15 protein-coding genes are annotated in these 23,727 nt (G+C 40.0%); 12 read left to right on the plus strand and 3 right to left on the minus strand.

From position 1 onward, the window contains the following. Positions 1-1,176: 1,176 nt before the first annotated feature. On the minus strand, positions 1,177-3,603 hold the full coding sequence (locus tag ACSQ6I_RS01530) for a hypothetical protein (protein ID WP_438888505.1): 2,427 nt from the start codon (positions 3,601-3,603) through the stop codon (positions 1,177-1,179). A gap of 908 nt (positions 3,604-4,511) precedes the next feature. Here ACSQ6I_RS01530 and ACSQ6I_RS01535 point away from each other — a divergent pair. The 12 genes from ACSQ6I_RS01535 (at position 4,512) to ACSQ6I_RS01590 (ending at position 21,474) form a co-directional block, all read left to right on the plus strand. Beyond that, positions 4,512-6,350 carry a fatty acyl-AMP ligase gene (locus tag ACSQ6I_RS01535; RefSeq protein WP_438888506.1) on the plus strand — a complete coding sequence of 613 codons (1,839 nt, stop codon included), beginning with the start codon at positions 4,512-4,514 and terminating at the stop codon, positions 6,348-6,350. 10 nt (positions 6,351-6,360) lie between these two features. After that, positions 6,361-8,169, plus strand: coding sequence for an acyl-CoA dehydrogenase family protein (locus ACSQ6I_RS01540; RefSeq protein ID WP_438888507.1), 1,809 nt, complete (start codon positions 6,361-6,363; stop codon positions 8,167-8,169). A gap of 4 nt (positions 8,170-8,173) precedes the next feature. Then, entirely contained in the window at positions 8,174-8,533 is a 360-nt protein-coding gene (locus ACSQ6I_RS01545) for an acyl carrier protein (RefSeq protein ID WP_438888508.1), read from the plus strand. Between the two features lie 210 nt (positions 8,534-8,743). Then, a complete protein-coding gene (locus tag ACSQ6I_RS01550; RefSeq protein ID WP_438888509.1) occupies positions 8,744-10,207 on the plus strand; it encodes an MBOAT family O-acyltransferase in 1,464 nt (487 codons plus the stop codon). Positions 10,208-10,252: 45 nt separating this feature from the next. Further along, positions 10,253-11,236, plus strand: a complete 984-nt coding sequence (locus tag ACSQ6I_RS01555; RefSeq protein WP_438888511.1) for a hypothetical protein — start codon at positions 10,253-10,255, stop codon at positions 11,234-11,236. Between the two features lie 135 nt (positions 11,237-11,371). Further along, entirely contained in the window at positions 11,372-12,595 is a 1,224-nt protein-coding gene (locus tag ACSQ6I_RS01560) for an NAD(P)/FAD-dependent oxidoreductase (RefSeq protein WP_438888512.1), read from the plus strand. 263 nt (positions 12,596-12,858) lie between these two features. After that, entirely contained in the window at positions 12,859-14,673 is a 1,815-nt protein-coding gene (locus tag ACSQ6I_RS01565) for a hypothetical protein (protein WP_438888513.1), read from the plus strand. Between the two features lie 319 nt (positions 14,674-14,992). Next, a complete protein-coding gene (locus tag ACSQ6I_RS01570; RefSeq protein ID WP_438888514.1) occupies positions 14,993-16,852 on the plus strand; it encodes an NAD(P)H-quinone oxidoreductase subunit F in 1,860 nt (619 codons plus the stop codon). Between the two features lie 68 nt (positions 16,853-16,920). Continuing rightward, positions 16,921-17,631, plus strand: coding sequence for a carbonic anhydrase (locus ACSQ6I_RS01575; RefSeq protein ID WP_438888515.1), 711 nt, complete (start codon positions 16,921-16,923; stop codon positions 17,629-17,631). A 101-nt stretch (positions 17,632-17,732) separates the two neighbouring features. After that, positions 17,733-19,235 carry an NADH-quinone oxidoreductase subunit M gene (locus tag ACSQ6I_RS01580; protein ID WP_438888516.1) on the plus strand — a complete coding sequence of 501 codons (1,503 nt, stop codon included), beginning with the start codon at positions 17,733-17,735 and terminating at the stop codon, positions 19,233-19,235. Positions 19,236-19,494: 259 nt separating this feature from the next. Then, positions 19,495-20,817, plus strand: a complete 1,323-nt coding sequence (locus ACSQ6I_RS01585) for a CO2 hydration protein (RefSeq protein ID WP_438888517.1) — start codon at positions 19,495-19,497, stop codon at positions 20,815-20,817. Between the two features lie 261 nt (positions 20,818-21,078). Next, the gene (locus ACSQ6I_RS01590) at positions 21,079-21,474 is read left to right on the plus strand and encodes an endonuclease domain-containing protein (protein ID WP_438888519.1); all 396 of its coding nucleotides are present in this window, start codon (positions 21,079-21,081) and stop codon (positions 21,472-21,474) included. Between the two features lie 46 nt (positions 21,475-21,520). Here ACSQ6I_RS01590 and ACSQ6I_RS01595 read toward each other — a convergent pair whose 3' ends face one another. Then, positions 21,521-21,748 (minus strand): hypothetical protein, encoded by a 228-nt coding sequence (locus ACSQ6I_RS01595; RefSeq protein WP_438888521.1) that lies wholly within the window; start codon positions 21,746-21,748, stop codon positions 21,521-21,523. A 69-nt stretch (positions 21,749-21,817) separates the two neighbouring features. Beyond that, positions 21,818-23,662 carry a S8 family peptidase gene (locus ACSQ6I_RS01600; protein ID WP_438888522.1) on the minus strand — a complete coding sequence of 615 codons (1,845 nt, stop codon included), beginning with the start codon at positions 23,660-23,662 and terminating at the stop codon, positions 21,818-21,820. Positions 23,663-23,727: the final 65 nt, after the last annotated feature.

The following is a 23,727-nucleotide window of genomic DNA, read 5'->3' on the forward strand; positions in this document are numbered from 1 at the left end:
ATCCGGAGATAACATTAAACCTGAGAACATTTAATTAGTAGATGCACCCTGATAACTAACTTCCCCTAGCTGGCTAACACCACTGGGGGTTTTTTGTAGTTACTACCAATCATAGTCCATAAAACCATAGACAAAGATATCAGGGTTTACTTCTCATTGCCGGAATTTCACCAAGGCATTGATTTGAATCACCGACTATGAAGGCGTAAAGATGTTTATTTATGCCTAAAATAGCCTATGTCTGTCTAGAAATCAACTAAGGTTTTGTAATACAACCCTGATTCTCAAAAATTCATCCGGAGTACGATGTGAAACCTGAGAACATTTAACTGGTAGATGCACCCTGATAACTAATTTCCCCTGGTAGGCTAACACCCGCTGGGGGTTTTTTGTAGTTAGCAACAATCATACTACCCTATCTCTGAAAAACTTATCCGTAGCCAGTGGGTTAAAAAATAACAGTTACTTGCCATATTCACCCTGATAACTAACTTCCCTTAGCTGACTAATACTCACTGAGAGTTTTTGATTCAGAAACAAAAACAAACTTCTGGAGGAGAAATTTATCCGGAGGATAGTGAAGCACCTGAGAAAAATAAATTGGTAGATGCACCCTGATAACTAATCTCCCCTAGCTGGCTAATACCTACTGGGGGTTTTTTATTGGCAAAGACAAGCTCGAGATAACTATTTACTAACAAGCTGGGGCTGTTGCAATATTCTAGCCTAATTACCACTGGCTAGGAAGTCCCAGTTTAACCATGTTGTCTGCCAAAAGCAACACCCCGTTCCTAAATCGCTTTCACTCCATTTTGGGACGAAGCTATGACTTCAGAATGATTGCCGTGATATATAACTAGGGTTCTTAATAATTTTTCCACAATTAACGCTCTGGTCGGCAACCCAATTTGGTTCTTCGGTTCTTTTTATGGAAAACCTGGTTCAAAACCATTGAAAGCCTTATTGTGTGGGCATTTCATTGAAAATATGGGCATAATTGTTTATAACCCTTGCCCCGTCAGGGTTTTGTTATAATCAATCCTCAATCACCATAAAAAGAACGCAAGAACCCCCAATTTTTACTATGGGGTTAATTAACAGTAGCTGAAAACCTAACAATTACTACCAATTACTTACTTATGCTTCCATGCTAAGTCATCTGCTATGTGTCACCCGTTAAGGTTGCTGAGGCTCCATAGGCTGAAATTGCGCTTGCGAAGTTCTTCTTACCCAAGGGGTAAACCGATTAGGATGAACACATTCAGCACCATTTAGTTGGTCTTTAAGGTTACTGGCGAAGACCTCAAAAATCTCAACCAGAGCTTGGCGGTCGGTTAAGCAACCTTGAAGGGCAATAAGTTGTTCGAGAGTCCAATTATAAAGTTGGGTATCACCCTGTTCAATACGAAAATATAACTGACTCTCAAACTGTCCTAAACGGGCATAAAAGTTTTCTACCTCAGCTTTGATTGATTGCATATCAATGTAGAACTGCTGTTTTTTGATATCTCCTAAAATCGTTATTTTGAGAGATTCTGTGAAGTTTTGGTTAACCTCATTCTTAACGAGCGTAGATACTTCATTGCGGAAGTTAACAATTTTATTGTCTAAGTTGACATTGATGCGATTATCAAGCTCGTTGACGACATTATTAACAACTAACTGAACATTGTTATTGGTAGATTGGTTAACGACAGACTTGATGCGTTGATCGAAATCAGACTCAATCTGTTTGATTACAAAATTCTTAATGGTTTGGTTTTGATTGGCGATTTTGATGTTAACTACCGCATCAATACGTTTATCAATGTTGCTTTGGATCTGCTGAACTACTTGAGTGGTAATATCTTGGGCTTGATTAGCAATTTTGATGTTAACTGCATTGTCAATCCGTTCCTCAATGTAGTTTTGCATTTGCTGAATCACAAGATTCTTGACATCCTGGGTGTGATCAGAAATTTTCAGAGTGACGACATTATCAATACGCTGATCGATGTCAAATTGTATCTGCTGAGTTACTTGATTGCTGATCTGTTGAGATTGATTAGCAATTTTGACATTAACCACATTCTCAATGCGCTGGTCAATGTCATTTGATATCTGGTTAATGACTTGAGTGTTAATCTCAAGAGATTGATTAGCAATTTTGACATTAACGACATTTTCTATCCGTTGCTCCAGTTCTGTTTGCATTTGCTGAACGACTGAAGTCTTAATCTCTTGCGCTTGATTAGTGAGTTTCAGATTAACGACAGACTCAACACGCTCATTGAGTTCTGTTTGTATCTGTTGAATTACTAAGTTTTTAATTTCTTGGGTTTGTTCAGTAATTGCCAGATGAACCTGGTCATTAACTATTCTGGGAATTCTCGTAATAAACAAGTCATTGAGATTTTTATTAAAGTAACTAGACCAACCTTGGAAGCTTTGGTTAAAATTTACCTCAGTTTGTTGTATGAGAGTCTTCATCATGAACTCAAGCCGTGCTACCTGCATGGCAAGTGTCTTAGCTTGGCTTTGATAGCCTTTGAGTATCGAGTTTTCAAGACTTTCCCAGTAGGCTTGTTTATTTTCGTCTTTTTGAGCCGTTATGCTGACTGAGCTTTCGATATTGGCAGCCATCTCTTGCCACATTTGCTCCATCTGATCTTGATTGAAACTGAAGCTGAAATCATTCTCACCGCTGAAGCGATCTCCGACCGTGGTAGTTCCACCATCAGTGCTTACAAGGGTGACATTGTCTTTATTCCCATTACCGCCTGTCCCTACTGTTACTTGGGGTTCCTTCTGCCCTTCATACTTTTCGGTTACTTCAGTCTCACTCACTGTGTTAATTTCTAGAACGACTTGTCCTTTGTTATCTTCTTTGTAGGTATCAAAGAAAAATCCTAAAATAGTAGTTTTTTCTTTGACTTCTAAAATGAATTCATCTTGTAATCCGTTGAGCGAACACCAAGTTTCTTTAACTTCAAGACCAGTAAGATTAGAAACAAATTTTCCATCTTTAATCCATAGTAAAGCCCAAGGTTCTAATTGGAATTTTTGCTCAGAAGACCAATAAGTTGCGTTGCTTTCACGAATTTTGAGCTTGTAATTACCTGGTTCCAATTCAATAAGATTAGAATTTGGTTGCTTCAGCTTAGAGAGAACTGTTTCATCAATAACATAACAGTTCTTTTTACTATCAACTGTTAGATTTTGAGGATTAAAATGTGGTTTATTACTGTTAATTAAAAGGTTGATTGCTCCTTTATTATCACTATTATTTACATCAAAAAACAAAGCACAGATAACAGCTTTCTCTTTAACTTCCAACTGTAACGTCTTGTTATATCCGTTTAAAGTTGTCCAAGTTGCACCTGTTTCCGCACCTGTATTTTTGTTGATAAATGTACTACCATCAACCCCATATATCCAAAGTACAACCAAAGGTTCGCCTTCACTTTCACTCTGAGCATAACTATAGCGACCACTGGTAATTTTTATATCAAAAGTCCCTTTCTCCAAAGTAAAAGACCTAGCAACATCTTGTTGCAGGTGGTTCATTGCATTAGCGTCAATAACGTAACAATTGTTTTTGGTGTCAATCGTTAAAAGTTTCATTTTTTCTCTGTGAGTTTTAGTGTTTTGAGAAGTTTTAGGTTGAGGCTAAAATAACGGTAAATCAAGGTTTTTGATAATTAGCTGTACAAATCTTTTATTTGTACAGCTTCAGCCGTCTGGACTAATTTGTTGAAAATTCCAGCTTTGACAGCAGTTTCCACAAGGTCAGCCATAATATTTGGCTAATTTATTAATTTCATAGTTATAACCAACTTATAAACAGACAAAAGTAGTTCACCTCTATCAAAAGAAAGATTATGGGCAATGTGGAACTGATTCCAAACAGTTAAAAGTTTGAATACTGGGTTTTACTAACCAACCACCCCATCTGATTACTTTTTGATAAAAAGATACCAATACCAATAAGCATTTATTGCCCCGCAAAGCAGAACAAAAAATCAAACTAAGTTTTGTTCAGCAAGCTTTTCAATAATGGGCAATTTGGCAACCAATCTTTTACATCCATACCAGACCAGAATAGCCGTCAAGAATTCTATAACGATGTAAGTACTGCTAGTTTGTCTGGCAACTAATCAAACTAAGTGGTTAAAACTCTAAAAGCATAACAAACGTAACAATTTTCTACTCAAAAAAAAATTCATAGAAAATTCATAGAGAAAATCATTATTATTATCTCGTATTTACACTGATGAAGAAGGCAAACTTCCTCAGAAACAATGGTTTTAGCAATTTAAGGCTAGTGAATTAACGGATGTTAATAAAGGTTAAGTTTATTGATTTGGTGAAAATACGGATAAAGTATTCACTAAATCGGTTGTACGTGTCACGATTAAGTATGGAGCTAGAAAAGTCCCGTCAAACACATAGCTATACAGATGTACTACGTACAGATGAGATATGTGTAGTGCCATAGATTCAGATAATCCTACTCTGTACGGAGTCGCCAAATGAATCAATGCCTCGCTACCCAAAATTTGCCAATGACAAACGCCTCTACCTTGATAGAATTACTGCGCTGGCGTGCTACCCAGGAAGTGGATAAGCTCGCCTATACGTTCCTGATTGATGGAAAAAAACAAGGAAGCAAGTTAACCTATGGAGAACTTGACCTTCAAGCCCGTGCTATTGGCGCACTGTTGCAAAAATACAACGGAAAAGGCCAGCGAGCATTATTGCTTTACCCTCAAGGATTGGATGTCATAGCGGCTTTCTTGGGTAGTCTCTATGGTGGGGTGATAGCTATACCTGTACCACCGCCCGATGCTGGCAGGTTGAAGCGGGCTTTGCCTCGGTTAAGGGCAATAGTGAAAGATGCGAATGCAGCCTTTGCCTTAACCACTCAACGCTTTCTCACCATTTTGCAAGAGGCAGAATTAGATTTTCCAGAGTTTGAGCAGATGCAATGGATAGCTACTGAAGATATTGATCTGGCAATGGCAGAACAGTGGCAAGATCCTCAAGTGAGTCCAGATACCCTGGCATATCTGCAATATACATCGGGTTCGACCTCTACACCTAAAGGGGTGATGATCAGCCACCACAACATCATGCACCACTGTGGCTATTTGCAAAAAGCCTGTGGCTATGATGCAGAGAGTGTTTCTATCACTTGGATGCCTTACTTCCATGATTACGGACTGGTGGAAGGATTGACTGAGCCACTCTACAATGGTCATCCTTGCTACGTCATGTCTCCCCTAGCTTTCATTAAACAGCCGATTCGCTGGCTCCAGGCTATTTCTCGCTATCGAGGGACTCATAGTCAGGCTCCTAACTTTGCTTATGAGCAGTGTGTCGGACGTGTTACTGATTTACAGATAGAAAGTCTTGATCTCAGCAGTTGGGTAGCAGCGGGTAATGCCGCAGAACCCATTAATCCTAGGGTGTTGGAAGAGTTCTTTGAGAAGTTTGCACCTTGTGGATTTCGTTGGGAAAGTTTTGCTCCCGCTTATGGATTGGCAGAAGATACATTGCTGGTGTCAACTAGTCCTAGAGATGAACCACCTGTACTTTGTTTGGTAAAAACATCGGAAATTGAGAAAAACAAAATTGTCGAAGCCAGTAGCTGGGGTGATGGTGTGCGGGCGATTCCTGGATGTGGTCAGTTGGTGGGTGATACCAAAGTAGCGATCGCAAATCCCGATACCTTAACTCGTTGTTCAGCCGATGAGGTGGGTGAGGTTTGGGTGGCTGATCCTAGTGTGGCTGGGGGTTACTGGAATCGCCCAGCAGAGAGCGAGAGTACCTTCCGCGCCTACACCGTCGATACCAACGAGGGACCATTCCTACGAACTGGTGATTTAGGTTTTATCAAGGGTGGTGAGTTATTCATTACTGGACGGATCAAAGACTTGATCATTATCAGGGGTACTAACCACTATCCCCAAGATTTAGAGTGGACAGTGCAGCAAATTCATCCTGCTCTGCGCCCAGACTACGGTGCAGCCTTCTCCATAGATGTGGATGCAGTTGAGCGACTAGTGATAGTACAGGAAATCAAACGCAATCCTGAAGAGTTTAAAGCCGATGAGGTAATTAACAGTATCCGACAAGCGATCGCAGAAATTCATGAACTGCAAGTTTATGCGATCGTCTTAGCCAAACCAGGTAACGTCCTCAAAACATCTAGTGGCAAGATTCAGCGTCGTGCTTGTAAAGCCAGTTTCCTCGCAGGTGAATTGGGCGTGTTAGCAGACTGGAGCGAAAACCCTAAATTCTGTGCCAGCTACCAAGAACTATCACAGGAAGTCGATTCCTTGCTGGATCAAGTGCAAGTTACCCACTAAGGAGAAAACCATGCAACCACTAAAGCAATTTTGGGTCGCAGAAGCACTAGAACGGGATTTAGGCGACCCTGGCAACCCAGATAATATGATGTCCTTCAAACAGGTAATAGACCTGGATGAAAAGGAAGAATTTCCTCACGAAATCATTAACTGGCTATACAACTGGAAACTCCAACACTATTACATCCCCACAGAATGCGGTGGTGAGTTTACCGGCTTTGACGAGTTTATCTCCTTTGTCCGGGTGCTTTCGCGACGAGATCAAACTGCTGCGATCGCATTCACCACCATGTTTTGGTCATATTTGGTCTGGATGGCAGGAACGGACGAGCAAAAACACACCCTGTCCAGCTTCATGAAAGATGCCAACGGCGCTATGTGCCTAGCCTATTCAGAAAAGGCACATGGTAGCGACCTCCTGGGCGGAGATATGCAAGCCAAAAAAGTTCCTGGAGGCTACATCCTCAATGGAGAAAAATGGCCAATTAACCGCGCCACCATCTCTGGAGTCGCTTTCGTACTCGCCAGAACCGACGACGAAGGAGGAGCCAGAAGCCTTTCCTTGTTCATGGTAGAAAAGAGCAAAATTGACCAAGCCAACTATAGCCACCTTCCTAAAATCCTCACTCACGGGGTGCGTGGTTCTGATATGAGTGGTATTCGCTTCGAGAACTGCTACATCCCAGAATCCATGAGGTTAGGAGCAGAAGGCGCAGGATTAGAACTAGCACTCAAAGGCTTCCAAATTACCAGAGCCTTATGTGCAGCCTTTTCCCAAGGAGCAGCAGATACAGCCCTACGTACCACCCTCAAATTTGCCCTAGAACGCAAACTATATGGCAAGACAGTCTTTGATATGCCCCAACCTAAACGCACTCTTACAGATGGGTTTTTAGATATCCTCATTTGTGACTGTGCCACCATCGGGGTTGCGCGTGGATTTAATACCATGCCAGAGCAAATTAGCGTTTGGTCAGCAGTAGTCAAATACTTCGTTACTACCACCTTGGAAACAACGGTGCAGAATGTCTCCGTCGTTTTAGGTTCACGCTTCTATCTGCGGGAAGCACACGACTGGGGAATTTTCCAAAAAGTTTTGCGGGATAATGCCATCATCAGTATGTTTGATGGCAGCACCGTCGTTAATCTTCATGCCTTACTTTTACAACTGCGGCAGTTAGCTAAATCTCGTGTTAGAAATGCTGGACGTAACCTAGATATACTGCAAACACGCCTAATTACTACTTTTGACCTCACACAGCCTTTACCCCCCTTCAACGGCAAAAAACTGGAATTGGTCAACCGGGGCGGTGACGATGTACTCCAAGGACTAGATTTAGCCTTGACATCCCTACAACACCTCAAGGCAGACTCAAACCTCGACCCAGACATTCTGTACCAAATCATCACCCTGACCAGCATAGTTCAGGAAGAGTTAAACACCCTTGATGAGCAAATTACAGCTTCTACCTTCCAGTTTGGGCATGAGCAATCGCCAGAGGTGTTTGATATGGCGAAACAATACTGCGTAATACACGTAGCGGCGGCTTGTGTGCATACGTGGCTTCATAACCGCAATCATCTGGGAGACTTCTTTGCTAACGGAGAGTGGCTGGCACTTAGCTTGCGGAAGCTGATGCTGGCATTTCGCCCTGCCAAAGCATTGCCTGGGCGGATTGATGACGGGGCTGTTACCCAAGAGTTAATCCACTTGTACAACCAAGACAAGATGTTTTCCATTGTTCCCTTCCAACTAGCAAATTCTACACAACAGGAAACTACCAATTATGCAAGTCCAAAACTCCAACTCCAAGCTTAATACTATGAATGCTGTTGATACTATCCAAGGATGGTTAGTTAATCAGATTGCCACACAACTGGGAATCAATGCTCAAACTATCAAAGTTACTGAACCTTTGACTCGCTATGGTTTAGACTCGATTGATTCGGTCACAATTGTTGGTGATATGGAAGATTGGTTAGATGCAGAACTGCCTTCCACTTTACTTTGGGACTATCCAACTATTGAAAAAGCTGCTCAATATTTAGTCAATGAACTGAGTGTATTACCTTCCGCAACTAGTGTTACCAAAACAGCTGCTGTTGCCAGCAAACCAAAAGAAGAAGTAACTACCCAAGGCAAAGGCTGGGGTGGAATTTGGAACAAAATCAGTGGTAGTTGATGTTGGGGGAAATGGGGAGAGGAAATTATAGCAATTTTCGAGTAGATGAACTCATTTTTTGTCTCACGCAGAGGCGCAGAGGCACAGAGAGAGGCACTCCAGAGGAATTAAGAGTGTGGTCTAAATACATGAAAAATGTTGTAACTAATTTACCCATTAGTTGAGTAGTTTATATATTTCACGCATTTCTTAGACTGGAGGCAGGTTGAATTGAATTTTTCGGAGTTTTCCTTTTGGTGGGTGCTACTGCTATTTGGCATCCCTTATTTTACAGTCCGTTATGTTGCCAAGTCTTTGAACCTGTGGAGAGGTATTTTCGACACGTTTGGCTTGGTATCAATGTCGTTGTTCTTGTTTCTCAACGCTTCCAAGTCTAGTTTTGTCATCTTTATCTGCGAAATTATTTTCAACTACGTGATGGTGTGGTTGATGTTGAGGCAAGAAAAATGGACAGCTAAAGCGATCGCTACCATTGTAGTAGTGATAGATGTTGCTATCCTCGCCTATTTCAAATACCTGAACTTTTTTGTCGAAGATGTTTTGGGCTTAGTCATACCAGGATTGGCAGCAAATTGGCAATCAAAGTCTATCCCTGGTATGGGTTCCATCCCTCCTGGATTGTCGTTTTATACCTTCCAAATGGTGGCATTTGTGGTTGATTCCTACAAGAGTGCCAAAAAACAACCCATCGCTGCTTTAGATTACGTCAACTTTGTTTCCTTTTTCCCTCAAGTTGTCGCAGGGCCAATCGAACGTCGGGCTGATTTCTTTCCCCAGATTGAAAACTTTCAGTTCAAATTTACACTTGATAACTTTGAATCTGGTTTTCGTTGGCTGTCTCTAGGACTATTTATGAAGTTTGTTCTAGCTGACAATATTTCACCATACATTAAAGTAGATCAAGTTGATAATCCTTGGTTAGTCTGGTTTTTTGCCTTTTTATTTACGCTGCAAATTTATTTTGATTTTGGTGGATATAGTTTTATAGCCCTGGGTTTAGCAAAATTTTTAGGTGTTAACTTAACCCTGAACTTCCTCGCTCCCTATACTTCCCAGAGTATTAACGAGTTTTGGCGCAGGTGGCACGTTACCCTCAGCACTTGGTTTCGGGACTATGTTTTTCTACCTTTAATGGGTAAAAACATGAAGTTAGCCCCTTTCTATCTATTTATTACATTTACCCTATCTGGTTTTTGGCATGGAGCAGCCTGGAACTTCATTCTTTGGGGAGCTTATCACGGACTACTGCTGTTAGTACTGCGTTATGCAGGAAGACCTTTTTATAAATTTTTAGGACAGCAAAAATTCCTCATGCCTCAGTTCATTTCCTGGGCTTTAACCTTTGGATCTATCATTTTAGGATGTCTGTTTTTTATGGAAACCAATACTTTGCGGTTATTGGAAAAACTGAAAGTTTTGGTAACTCCTGGGAATTATTCTTTATCTAACCTGGGTGAAGCTTTGACATTCTTTAATGGGAATGGAGCAGCAGCTTTAGTATTAACTTTAGTGCTGTCTATAGGACTATTGTTAATGGAACAAATTGGAGTTTGGCGACAAGGAGAAACTGAATATGATTTATTAATTTCTCCTTGGGTATCGCGGGTGCTTTTAGTGCTAACTATTTTATTTGCGGCTAATACACCTTCACCGTTTATTTACTTTGAGTTCTAGATTCAGTTCTCAGTTAAAACTCTTTACTCTTAACTGTCACCTGTTATGAACAAGTTTCTTAGATTTTCTAGTTGGTTTGCGATCGCTACTTTAACTTGGGGTGTTGGTTATTTCTACAATGCCTGTTATGGTGGTGAACTTAGCTGGTTGCGGATGATGTATGAACAAAAAATCGCCATAGCTAAGGAAGTACAAGCACCCCAGCGAATTCTCATTGTCGGTGGCTCTGGCGCTCACTACACAGTAGATGCAGGTCTAATACAACAAAAATTGGGAATCCCCATCCTCAACATAGCCACAGATGGACCCATCGGTTTAGATGTGATTTTGCCTAGTATCTCTGATGTCATCAAAAAAGGCGATATTGTCATTCTTATTCCCGAATATTTATTGTTACTAGATAAAGATGGATGGGGCGCTCGCTCTGGTCAATTTGGCGTTGCTATTGGTAAACCCGGTTTAGGAAACGTACCCCCCAAGCAACTAGCCCAAGACTTGATGTTATTAGGTATACCCTCCCTACGCGCTGCCACTAAATCATCTTTAGATTTGGTAGAAAAAGGTCATTTAACAGGCTATTATTCTGACCCAGTTACAGCCAAAGGTGATCCAACAGTCATGAAAAAACGGACTAAAAGCGAATGGTGGGAATTGAAAATCAATGATAGCGTTTCTCCTCATTCTCTAAAACGGATTCAGCAATTTAAACAAGAAATTGAAGCCAAAGGAGCAACTCTGATATTAGGGCTTTCTTGGATTTATGGCAGCACTGATACTAAAACCCTCAATAATATCCGCAAGACAGCAGAAGATTTAGGGAAAATTGCCCCTGTACTTTATAACAAAGAAACCTTAAACATTAAGACTGAATCTAGCTTATTTGCTGATACTCATTATCATCTTAATCCTGATGGTCGCCGGACTCGAACCATTGAACTTGTAGAACAATTTAAAGCTGTAAATATAGTTCGTAATTACAGCACTTCCCGATATTATGAGATACAAGAACCCCATCATCGCAAGCGATGAGGGGGCTACGATATACCTCATACAATTGGAAACCGCTGTAAGTAAAACTTAAATAAAAAAAAATCTATTTTTATCTGCTTCTCTCTGTGCCTCTGCGCCTCTGCGTGCAATAAAAAAAAGACAAAATCATAACTCATGTATGAAATAAAAGACAAAATTCCTCAAAAAAGTAAGCTAAAACAACCGTATCCGTTGCGGATTTGCATTTTAGGTGGTGGGTTTGGTGGGCTATATACGGCTTTGGAATTAGGAAAGATTGCTCAAATTCGTCAGCCTGATTATGAGATTACTTTGATTGAAAAACGAGAGCATTTCTTATTTACTCCTTTACTCTATGAAGTGGTAACAGGAGAATTACATAATGGCGAAATTGCACCGTCTTATAAAAAATTGCTCTCAGATAGTCAAGCTAAATTTTATCAGGCAGAAATTCAAGGTGTTGACTTAGAAAAACAATTGGTAAATTTGCAAAATGGAGAAATACTAACTTATGACTATTTAGTATTAGCTGTTGGCAAAGAAACAAGATTAGATGTAGTACCAGGCGCAACAGAATATGCTCGCACATTTCGCACTTTAGCTGATGCTGAAGATTTAAAAAAACAGTTGCAGTTTTTAGAAGCATCGAATATACCATTAATTCGGATAGCGATTGCTGGAGCAGGACCTAATGGTGTGGAAATAGCTTGTAAATTGGCAGATAGACTCAAAAAACGCGGAGAAATTCGCTTAATTGACCGAGGAAATGAAATACTTAAAACTTTCTCTAAAGGTAGTCGTACTGCATCATATAGAGCTTTAGTCAAACGGGGTGTGAGAATAGAATTAGATACCAATATAGAAGCCATCAAACCTGATACAATTATTGTTAATCATCAAGGTAAAACTCATAAATTCCAGACAGATTTAGTTTTGTGGACAGGAGGAAATCAATCAATTGAATGGGTAAAAAACCTAAATTGTCAACATAATCAACAAGGACAATTAATTGCTACACCAACTTTGCAACTAGCAGGATATCCAAATGTATTTGTATTAGGAGACCTGGCAGAAATTCGAGATATTCAAGGTAACCAAACTCCTGCTACAGCCCAAGCAGCCTTTCAACAAGCTCCCTGTGCGGCTCGTAATATCTGGGCAAAAATTACAGGACGTAAATTAAAGCCATTTAGTTACTTACACCTAGGAGAAATGCTGACTTTAGGCATTAAGAATGCTGTAGTTTATAGCTTTGGTATCACCTTAGATGGTAATCTAGCTCGCATTATTCGCCGAGGAGTGTATATTCAACGTTTACCAACTCTCAAACATAAACTTCAAGTAGCTAAAAGGTGGATTTTTGGAAAAATGAAAAAATAGGAATCAGAAGTAAAAAACGCTTAACCTTTAAAATTTATTCCTCAATATTTTATAAATCCCAAATTTATTTAAACCACGTCTACCTTGAAACCGATAGTTTTTTCTTAATCGGGTTTTGTTCCTAAATCCTATACTCTTCCCTGTTCCCTGTTAAGAGTTCCCTTTTGAAAAACTCTAGTTCTCAACTTGGACGAGGTTTATATTCTTCCTTCTTCCCTCTTCCTTCGCGTCCTTCGCGCCTTCGCGGTTTATTAAAAAAAATTATGACCATTCACAAACAAACATCAAAAACATCCTGGAGAAAAAATCTAGAAACTATTTTAGGACTAGATTTGCGATCGCTTGCAGTTTTTCGCATCGGTATCTCCTTAATCATCCTCACAGATTTATTGACTCGCTTTAGAGATATCACCGCCCACTATACAGATGTCGGTGTTCTTCCCCGTGGGTTACTAGCTGAAATCGCTAAAACTGGACATTGGTCTTTACACGCCATTAGTGGTGAACCGATTTTTCAGGTACTATTATTTGCGATCGCAACTTTGATGGCGCTTTTGATGTTGGTGGGTTATCACACCAGAGTTGCTGTCATTGCTTCTTGGATATTGCTCATTTCCCTCCACAATCGCAATCCAGCCCTAATTTTCGCTGCGGATGATGTCCTTCGCGCTCTCCTGTTTTGGGCTATGTTCCTGCCTTTAGGAGCTTGTTATTCCCTTGATAGTGCGCTGAATACTTCACAACGTCAGTTACCAGAAAGAGTGTTATCTGGTGCTACGTTCGCTCTCATGTGTCAGCAGTGTTTTATCTATATCTTTTCAGCTGCAATTAAAACTAAAAGTCCCATTTGGGTAGATGGTAGCGCCGTTTATTATGCTTTGAGTTTTGACCAATATGTTACTCCTTTTGGTCATTTTCTCCTCAATTTTCAGCCAATTTTAAATATCTTCACTAAAATTACTTTGGTGCTGGAATGGATTGGACCATTGGTGATATTCATTCCTTTTCGGAATAACTGGTTTCGCTTGGGTGCAGTTCTGACTTTTATCGGACTTCATGCCGGATTTGCCTTAACTTTGAATATCGGCATTTTTCCATTTTTGAGTATTTTTAGTTGGTTAGCATTTCTCCCCAGTTCTTTTTGGCATAGTTTAGAAAAGCGGCTACAAACACCAGCACGTCAGGGCTTAACAATTTATTTTGATCGTGATTGTGGGTTTTGTAAAAAAGTAGTGCATATATTAAGAACGCTGTTGATTTTGCCGGGGACACCGTTATTAATGGCGCAGGAATACCCGGATATCTATGCTGATATGGAAGCACATAATTCTTGGGTAATTGAAGATTGGCAAGGGAAGCGATATTTTAAGTTTAAAGGTATTGCTTATGTAGTGAGCTTGTCGCCGATATTTAAATTTTTAGTGCCGGTGTTGACTTGGAAACCTGTCATGGCAGGGGGAACAAAGTTTTATGAAGCGATCGCATCTAACCGTAAATTCGCTGGTAATTTCACCAAACCTTTGAAATTCCGTCCTCTGGAAGTTCGTAAATCCCGCTTTTTGAATATTTTGGCTGTGGTACTGTTAATCTACGCTTTTATCTGGAATATCAGTAGTTATGCTCCTGATTTATTCAAGCGGAAAATATGGCAAAATACAGAAGTTCTTGGCCGAGTTACACGACTTGATCAATCTTGGAGCATTTTTGCACCTGCGCCCCCTAGAGATGATGGATGGCATATAATTCCTGGTAATCTGAAAAATGGCAGCGAGGTGGATATTTTCCGAGGTGGGAGTGCTGTGAATTGGGATAAACCCAGCTTAAGTGTCAGAAGTGCTATTTATCACAATATGCAATGGCGCACTTACTTTATTAATCTCAATCGAGCAGTTGGTAAAAAGCTTTATCCTCTTTATGGAAAATATCTCTGTCACGTTTGGAACACTCAACACAAGGGTAGTGAAAAACTAGAGAAATTCAACATTTACTTTATGGATGAGCGTACAGTTCCACCTGGTGAAAAGCAGACTGTGGAGAAAAAGCTCACTTGGGAACAGTCTTGTTCTGATATTCCCTAGAAACTATATTTCCCTCAATTTCCCTCGATTGCCCTCAATTATATGGCATCTGATAGTTGGGGTATTCAGAATGTGGCATAGATTTAAATCAATGTTCTTGATTAGATAATCCAATCCATAGAACTATAAGAATAAATTAGAGTACATATCGTAAATTTGTGTAATTAACTAATTCATTTTCAGTAAAAATCACGGTAAGCTATAACCTAATAATATTAAGCAAAGATAAATTGCCTTAATTTCATCACAAGAAACTACAGGGATCAACGATAAATGATACTCTGTCAGTATTTTTTCATACAAATATAGAGGTAAATTCATGTTTGAGTCACTGCTAGAGACCGTTTGGCTGGTCCCTTGCTATGCTTTATTAGGAGGTATTTTAGCCTTACCTTGGTCGCCGGGAATTATTCGTCGTACAGGATCAAGACCGGCAGGTTACGTCAATTTAGTGATGACGTTCTTCTCTCTTTTGCATTCGGTCTTGGCATTTACCGCTACCTGGAATCATCCAGCAAAAGAAGTATTGATACCTTGGTTATCCACAGTTGGATTAAATCTAACTATTAATTTAGAACTGTCTTCTATTACTGTTGGTGCATTAATTATCATTACCGGTTTAAATTTCCTTGCCCAAGTATATGCTGTGGGCTACATGGAAAGGGACTGGGGTTGGGGACGGTTTTATTCTTTATTGGGATTATTTGAAGCTGGTTTGTGTGCCTTAGCTTTATGTAATAACCTGTTTTTCAGTTATGTAATTCTAGAAATTCTTACCCTGGGAACTTATCTATTAGTGGGTTTATGGTTCAGTCAACCTCTGGTTGTGACTGGGGCGCGAGATGCATTTTTAACCAAACGGGTTGGTGACTTATTCTTGCTAATGGGTGTTTTGGGACTATGGACGTTAGCCGGAACTTGGGACTATCAAGACTTAGCAATATGGGCGCAAACGGCAAAAGTAGACCCGACAATTATTACCTTAGTTTGTTTGGCTTTAATTGCTGGGCCAATGGGTAAATGCGCTCAGTTTCCTTTGCACTTGTGGTTAGATGAAGCGATGGAAGGGCCTGTTCCCAGTACCATTTTGCGGAACTCGGTGGTAGTAGCGAGTGGTGCATGGGTGCTGATTAAATTGCAACCTGTGTTTAGTTTATCCCCTGTGGCTTCTTCTGCAATGGTAGGTATTGGTGCGGTGACAGCTATTGGAGGTTCATTAATAGCGATCGCTCAAATTGACATCAAACGCTGTTTATCTTATTCTGTCAGTGCTTACATGGGCTTAGTATTTATCGCCGTAGGCACACAACAAGACGAAGCAGCATTATTATTAGTCCTCACTCATGCTTTATCTGCTGCACTTTTAGTCATGAGTACTGGAAGCATCATCTTAAACAACATCACCCAAGATGTTACCCAACTCGGTGGTTTATGGTCACGTCGTCCCATTTCCGGTTTAGCATTTATTGTGGGTACTTTGGGGTTAATTGGTTTTCCCCCTTTAGGCAGTTTTTGGGCATTAGTAAAATTAGCTGATGGGTTATGGGAAACTCAACCTTGGTTAGTGGGAATTATTATTGCTGTCAATGGCTTAACTGCCTTTAGTTTAACCAGAGAATTCGCTTTAATTTTTGGTGGTAAAGCCAAACAAATGAGTGAACGTTCCCCCGAAGTTATTTGGTTAATGGTTTTACCAATGATGGTTTTATTCGGCTTTGTTTTACATCTGCCTCTGGTGTTGCAAAGTTTATCTTTATTACCTGATTGGGCAATATTAAATAAAGATGTAGTACTGCTTTTAATTTGGTCGAGTATCTTTGGTTGCAGTATTGGTGGTGTCATTTATTTAGGTAACATTGCTAAACCAATACGCTTGCCCTGGCAAGGTTTACAAGATTTACTAGCTTATGACTTTTACACACCCAAACTTTACAAAGTCACTATAATTTTTGGAGTTGCTCAACTTTCCAAATTTGCCGATATGCTTGATCGCTTCGTAGTTGATGGTATCGTCAATTTTGTGGGTTTATTTTCCCTATTGGGTGGAGAAAGTTTGAAATATAGCACTAATGGACAAACTCAATTTTATGCCTTCACAATTTTGTTAGGAGTTGGCATTTTAGGTGCATGGATGACATGGCCTATCTGGAGTGTTCAGTTCATAGATTTAATTTTTTAAACATCTATGATTTAGGTGTCTATAAACATCTAAAATAAAAAAACAACTTTTGACGTAAGAATAAATAAGTGAACATCAAACATCAAAAAAGCTATCTTTCTCGCAGAAATTTACTCCAATTAGGTACAGGTGCAATTGGTGCTGGAGTTGCTTTAAGTGTAGCTTCCAACTTAGTTGCACCTGAAGTAGCCACCGCCCAAAATATTACTACCCCTGAGGAAGCACTCAAAGCATTACTGGATGGTAATAATAGATTTGCCAACAGAAAGCGTCGCTATAAAAATCAAGATTATACGCGTTTACAAGAAGTTGCAAAATCTCAAAAACCCTTTGCTTCTATTCTAGGTTGTGCAGATTCCAGAGTGCCGTCAGAAATTGTTTTTGACCAAGGATTAGGAGATTTATTCGTCTGCCGTATTGCCGGCAATATAGCCACACCAGAAGAAATTGGCAGCTTAGAATTTGGCAGCTTAGTATTAGGATCAAAAGTCATTCTTGTACTGGGACATGAAAGATGTGGTGCTGTAGATGCCGCTATTAAAGGTGAAGAAGTACCAGGACAAATTGGTAAATTAATAGCTGCGATTAAACCCGGAGTAGAAAAATCTAAAGGACAACCAGGAGATAGATTGGAAAACGCCTGTAAAGCTAACATTTTGGTGCAAATTGAAACCTTGAAATCATCACCAGTGCTATCTGAATTAATCAATGCCAATAAACTCAAAATAGTTGGCGGTTATTACGACTTAGACACAGGTAAAGTCAGCTTAGTTAGTTAAGTTCCTTAAATCAATTGGTAAGAGGTTTTTTCATATAAGATAATCACCAATCACCTCTTACCAATCACCAATCACCTCTTACCAATCCCCAATCACCAATTATGCTAAGTGTTTTAATCTGGTTGCCAATTGTTGGCGCGGCAATTATCGGATTTTTACCAGATAATATTATTTCTAAAACTAAAACCAGACTGGTATCGTTAACCCTGTCATTTTTAGTTCTCTTGTGGAATATTTTTATTCTGCTGAAATTTGATATCAACAATCCAGGAATGCAGTTTCAAGAATATTTACCTTGGAATGAAACTTTGGGTTTAAGTTATCACTTAGGAGTTGATGGACTATCAATACTAATGTTGGTATTAAATAGCTTATTAACTTGGATAGCTATTTACAGCAGTAGTCAAGATACCGAACGCCCTCGACTTTTTTACTCAATGGTTTTATTAGTCAGTGGTGGCGTTGCGGGTGCATTTTTAGCTCAAAATTTACTGCTTTTCTTCCTGTTCTATGAACTCGAATTAATCCCCTTTTATTTATTAATTTCCATTTGGGGAGGAGAAAAACGAGCCTATGCAGGGATGAAATTTCTGATTTATACGGCAGTTTCTGGGGCATTAATTCTGGCAACATTTTTGGGCATGGTATGGTTAAGTGGTTCCCATAGTTTTGCCTTAGATGCAGTTTCTACCCAAAATATTTCTGCTGGAATGCAATTGTTATTGTTAGTAGGAATAATTTTAGGTTTTGGCATCAAAATTCCCTTAATTCCTTTCCATACCTGGCTACCTGATGCTTACGTTGAAGCTTCTGCACCTATTGCCATTTTATTAGGTGGAGTATTAGCAAAATTAGGAACCTATGGACTATTACGGTTTGGCTTTGGTTTATTTCCCCAAGCGTGGAATATAGTTGCACCAACATTAGCCATTTGGGGTGCTATCACTGCAATTTATGGGTCAGTAATAGCGATCGCTCAAAAAGACATCAAACGCATGGTAGCATATAGTTCCATCGGACACATGGGTTATATTCTCCTAGCAGCAGCCTCTAGTACCAAACTAGCCTTAGTTGGTGCAGTAGCGCAAATGTTCAGTCACGGAATTATTCTCGCTATCCTCTTTCATTTAGTCGGTGTTATTGAAGCTAAAGTTGGGACAAGAGAACTAGATAAACTCAACGGACTAATGAGTCCCATACGCGGCTTACCCCTCATCAGTGCCTTACTAGTTCTTGGTGGCATGGCCAGCGCAGGTATTCCTGGTTTAACAGGCTTTATTGCCGAATTTATCGTTTTCCAAGGCAGTTTTGCTACCTTCCCTCTGCCTACATTACTATGCGTAGCTTCGTCCGGTTTAACTGCGGTTTATTTCGTTATTCTCCTCAATCGCACCTGTTTTGGCAGACTCAACAACGACTTAGCATATTATCCTAGAGTCATTTGGGCAGAAAAAATACCCGCATTAATATTAGCCGCCCTTATTCTTTTCTTAGGAGTACAACCCACCTGGTTAGTGCGTTGGAGTGAAACCACAACTACAGCAATGGTAGCTGCTATTCCTATCCCTGAAAAAACCGTAATTTCACAAGTGGCATTAAAGTAATTTAAGAAGGAGTTCAGAATAAAAAAATAATATACCTCGTTCCCAGTCTCTGACTGGGAATGCTATCAAGAGGCTTTGCCTCTGCCACAACTAAAGGCAGATCCTTTCAAATTCATTCCCATACAGAGTATAGGAACGAGAAAATAACTCTGATTTTACCCATGTGGACTCATGATGTTTTGAGCATCTTCCGCCTTAAAAATTCGTCGAAATTTAAACCAAAATTTACAAAATAGTCCTACTTCTTAAGTTAATCAAAATGGTACAAACTCCAGAGAAACCAATCACCAAACTACCTCCATCAAACCACGAATTTGCAGAAGTAATTCATCGTCTAGAAGCTGGTGGTTCAATGCTGCCAGATACGCCGGAAAACTTAATGCAAATCATCGGTATTTATAAAGCTTACGCCGTACCGATGGACTTCTATTGGCGCGACTTGCTTTATATTGCCGAAAGAGTATTTCTAAATCCCCTTCCAGCCTTTAAATACTTCTTACCTCAAGAATATTTAGACTTACATAACCATTATGCAGGTGATGATGCAGATTTAAGAATTTGGCGCGGTGTTGCTACAGCACATCCTGAACTTTTGGCATTTATGGAAAAAGGTGAAACCACCAAAATGCCAAAAATCTTACATCATTTATTCCATGATAGAATTAACATGGAATTTGCCGAAGCTTGTATGCAAGCAATGTTGTGGCATCGTCAAATGTATGCCCCAGTTAATCAATTTGATGCTTATTTAGATTCGGAAGAATATAAAGCCAACGCTGATAAAGCCATTAAAGCTTACTTTAAAAAAAATCCTTTGATGTTAGGACTTTATAAACTGTTTCCAGATATGTTTTTGGAACAGTGCCGAATGATGTCCTATTACTCTAATTTAGGACTTTTTTGGGAAGTGATGGCACCGGTATTTTTTGAAATGTCGGATATTTATGATGAAGGCGGTTTTAAAGGTGTTCCTGATGCGATGAATTTCTTGGTTAATGGTATTTTTGCTATTGCCGGTCGTCCCATTTATCATCATCTTTATGTTGATGGTGAATGTTATGAGATTATCCCTAAATCTAAAGGTTTTACTTGGTTATATGAAGCCGCTTTACCTTATGTAGAAGCTGTGTTTTACCGGACTGCACCATTCCGAGGTACAAAATCATATAATGCCCAAGCAAAACAAGTCCCAGATGACCAAAAAGACTTTCATTATGGCATTCTTTATGCTGATGTTTTCCCTGTAGGAACTGCGGGTATTCCTCCCACATTATTAATGCAGGATATGTTGCATTTTCTCCCTGAATATCTTGTTGATTATTATAAACAACATTGTCGCGGTGAAGATGATATGTTGATTCAGTTGGGTGTGACTTTCCAACGTTCAATGTATAATGTTACGTCTGCGGTAATTCAAGCTTTAAGAACTGCGCTTTTATATCCGCTAGATGATCCAAATCCCAAGCATTTACAGGCAAATCGGGAGTTTTTTGAAATGCAGTTAAATCGCTTTACTCGTGCTGATTATGGTATGCGTGATGCTGCTAAGTTGCGAAGTATTCAAAGTCAGGATTATAGATGATCCTCCCAAACCCCCCTTAACAAGGGGGGCTTTTTTGAGGACTAAGCACTGTTAAAAGTAATTGCTGCTGCTAGTTTGGCTGGCTATGGGATTTATAAGGGTGTACAATTAGCACAAGGTAATAAAGATTAAGCAAAATAATCATGCTAATTTTCCCCCTTTTTTTTAGAGGTGAAGGGTGAACTTCGACCAGAATATCTAAAAAACCTCTTGTTCCCTTAAAAAGGGGGGTTAGGGGGGATCTTCGTGAGTATCTAACAAATGCCGATACAAAAAAACTTACTTCAATCAAATTTTCACTTACCCTACAACCCAAAACTTATAGAAAGGGCAAAAGAACTGAGAAAAAACATGACACCAGCAGAGAAAAAGCTGTGGAATGAATACTTAAAAAACTTTAAATTTCGCGTTTTTAGACAAAGACCTATTGATAATTTTATTGTTGACTTTTACTGTCCAAGTTTGAAATTAGTGATAGAGGTAGATGGTGATAGCCATTTTACGCCTGAAGGTAAAAATTATGATATGGAAAGAACTGAAATGCTAAAGGGTTATGGGTTAAAGATGATGAGATTTACAAATAATGATGTGTTGAAAAATTTTGTAGGTGTATGTGGAATTATAGAGGAATTCATCGCTTCTTCCAACAATCTTTAGATCCCCCCAACCCCCCTTAAAAAGGGGGGCTTTTTTATGTATTAACTTAGTCAAGCACCTCAAAAGAATTAACTTCTAAAACAGAACCAATCATTGCCGTTGTCATGACATCTTCGCGGACATTTCCTGTGATTTTGGCTGTTTGTCCTGATTTGAGTAAGTTTTTGTCAGTGCTTTTGGGAATTTCATAAGTAATGCCTTCGTCTGTAACAAACGCCCAAGCGCCAAGTCCAATATTGCGGCGTTCAATTTTTCCTGTAACTGTAATAGTCATAATTAAGAATTTGTAATAGGTTGACTGGTGATAGGTAATAGGAAAGATTTTTTCCTATTACCTAATTATTTAAGCTGTTTGTTTCTCGTCTTTTAATGCTAAACGCACGAGTCCGTAACACAGTAAAGCATTAACGATGAGGAAAATACGGGCTATGTTACCATCTCCTAATCCCCAAACTGCGGGATCATAAATGGCGCTGATTGTTAAACAGGCTGCTACTCCTAAGCTAGAACCAATGGCAAACCATTTCCAATTGGGATGTCCTAATAGTAATGCTATCAAAACAATGGGAATTAGGACGCTGGCAAAGAGAGGATTTAAAGCGCCTGTTCCTTGTAAGCTGTTACCTAGTTCGGGAATGGAACTGCCTAAAACCCGGAAAGGCCATTGGGGAAGGTCGAAGATATACAATCCTTTGAGGAAGAATAAGCCAGAACTACCAAATATTAAGCCACTGGATAAAGACCAACTCCAAGCAAAGGGGAAGTAAACTCGTAGAAACCAAGCGAGGAGATAGGAACCTACTACCATTAATATTTTAGGTAATAGTGCGATCGCACCACCATCTATCCAAAAACCAGGGTTGATATAGCCGTTATCCCGCAACCACCGGAAGAAATCGGGAAAACTAATTTGTCCTTCGCTGGCTAGTTTAACTGCTGCTTCAGCGTTGAGTTGTCCAGCACCATAATAGTTCAAACCATCATCTTGAATAACTCTGGCTGACTGTTGCAGAACTTTTAAAATTTGTTCAGGTTCTGTGACTCCCGTAGCTTTAATTAATGCTGCTACACCAGCAACGTGGGGAGAGGCCATGCTTGTGCCTTGCAGTCCCAAAAATACGCCTTCACCGTTTTCGTCGATGGTTTCTTGGAGAATTGCACCGGTTTCACTACCACCAGGGGCAGATATATCTACACCAGCACCATAGTTAGAATAGGATGCTTTTTCTCCGTCTGGGCCAAAGGCAGAAACACCAATAACATGGGGATAACGGGCTGGATAACTAGCACCATCAGTACTTTCGTTGCCAGCAGCAGCAATAATAACTACACCTTTTTTATAGGCGTATTCAATAGCATCTTGCATGAGTTGGCTTTCACCACCACCACCCAAGCTCATATTAATCACATCTGCGCCTTTATCGGCGGCAAATTTGATGGCTTCGGCGATGTCTGCAACTGTTCCACTCCCGGACTCACTTAACACTTTTAAGGGCATGAGACTGGCTTCGTAGGCGACTCCAGCGACACCATATTGATTGTTAGTGGTTTGGGCGACTGTACCGGCGACATGGGTTCCATGTCCGTTATCATCATTGGCTTGTTCTTTGTCGTTGACAAAATCGTAGCCTTTGACAAATTTAGTGTCAGCTAAGTCGCGTACCTGAGTGATGCCGGTGTCAATGACGGCTACTGTAATACCGCTACCCTTGGTGCGAGTCCAAGCACCTTCGACACCGATTTTGTGCAGGTTCCACTGCTTGCTGTAATATTGGTCATTGGGGCCAACTAATGAAGGATTGGTATTTTGATTGTTTTGGGCTGGGAGTTCTGCTAAACCAGTATTTTTCCCTAGGGGAACAGTTCTGTAAATAAAATTTGGCTCGATGAATTCTGTAACTTTAGCATAAGGAGATTTTCTTAATTCTTGGAGCCTGGTGCGATCGCCTTTGATAATATATACATTGTCGGCCGCTGAATATTTATTATCCAGTTGGGGTGTAACATTGTATTGTTGTGCGATCGCTTGCAAATCTTTCTGAATGACAGTTTCTGCCATATCTTCCCGAAAATCCAGCAAAATTGTCTCGAAGTCACCTTTAGCTGCTAGTCCCTGAAAATTCAGAAACCCAAACACAGCAGCAGTCAGACCGATGACAAACAAGCACAATAATATAAATTTTTTCATCACCGCTTCTTGTCAGTTTGCTCACTACGATAACTCATCTCATGGTATTTTTGGGAAAATAGAGA

The organism is Anabaena sp. WFMT, assembly GCF_051781005.1.
Taxonomy (GTDB): Bacteria; Cyanobacteriota; Cyanobacteriia; order Cyanobacteriales; family Nostocaceae; genus Anabaena.

Bases quoted from the DNA above. Each gene is read 5' to 3' on its own strand.
- ACSQ6I_RS01595 (WP_438888521.1), bottom strand. From the start codon at position 21,748: ATGACTATTACAGTTACAGGAAAAATTGAACGCCGCAATATTGGACTT.
- ACSQ6I_RS01555 (WP_438888511.1), top strand. From the start codon at position 10,253: ATGAACAAGTTTCTTAGATTTTCTAGTTGGTTTGCGATCGCTACTTTA.
- ACSQ6I_RS01570 (WP_438888514.1), top strand. From the start codon at position 14,993: ATGTTTGAGTCACTGCTAGAGACCGTTTGGCTGGTCCCTTGCTATGCT.
- ACSQ6I_RS01600 (WP_438888522.1), bottom strand. From the start codon at position 23,662: ATGAAAAAATTTATATTATTGTGCTTGTTTGTCATCGGTCTGACTGCT.
- ACSQ6I_RS01540 (WP_438888507.1), top strand. From the start codon at position 6,361: ATGCAACCACTAAAGCAATTTTGGGTCGCAGAAGCACTAGAACGGGAT.
- ACSQ6I_RS01590 (WP_438888519.1), top strand. From the start codon at position 21,079: ATGCCGATACAAAAAAACTTACTTCAATCAAATTTTCACTTACCCTAC.
- ACSQ6I_RS01560 (WP_438888512.1), top strand. From the start codon at position 11,372: ATGTATGAAATAAAAGACAAAATTCCTCAAAAAAGTAAGCTAAAACAA.
- ACSQ6I_RS01530 (WP_438888505.1), bottom strand. From the start codon at position 3,603: ATGAAACTTTTAACGATTGACACCAAAAACAATTGTTACGTTATTGAC.
- ACSQ6I_RS01585 (WP_438888517.1), top strand. From the start codon at position 19,495: ATGGTACAAACTCCAGAGAAACCAATCACCAAACTACCTCCATCAAAC.
- ACSQ6I_RS01545 (WP_438888508.1), top strand. From the start codon at position 8,174: ATGAATGCTGTTGATACTATCCAAGGATGGTTAGTTAATCAGATTGCC.
- ACSQ6I_RS01535 (WP_438888506.1), top strand. From the start codon at position 4,512: ATGAATCAATGCCTCGCTACCCAAAATTTGCCAATGACAAACGCCTCT.
- ACSQ6I_RS01565 (WP_438888513.1), top strand. From the start codon at position 12,859: ATGACCATTCACAAACAAACATCAAAAACATCCTGGAGAAAAAATCTA.
- ACSQ6I_RS01580 (WP_438888516.1), top strand. From the start codon at position 17,733: ATGCTAAGTGTTTTAATCTGGTTGCCAATTGTTGGCGCGGCAATTATC.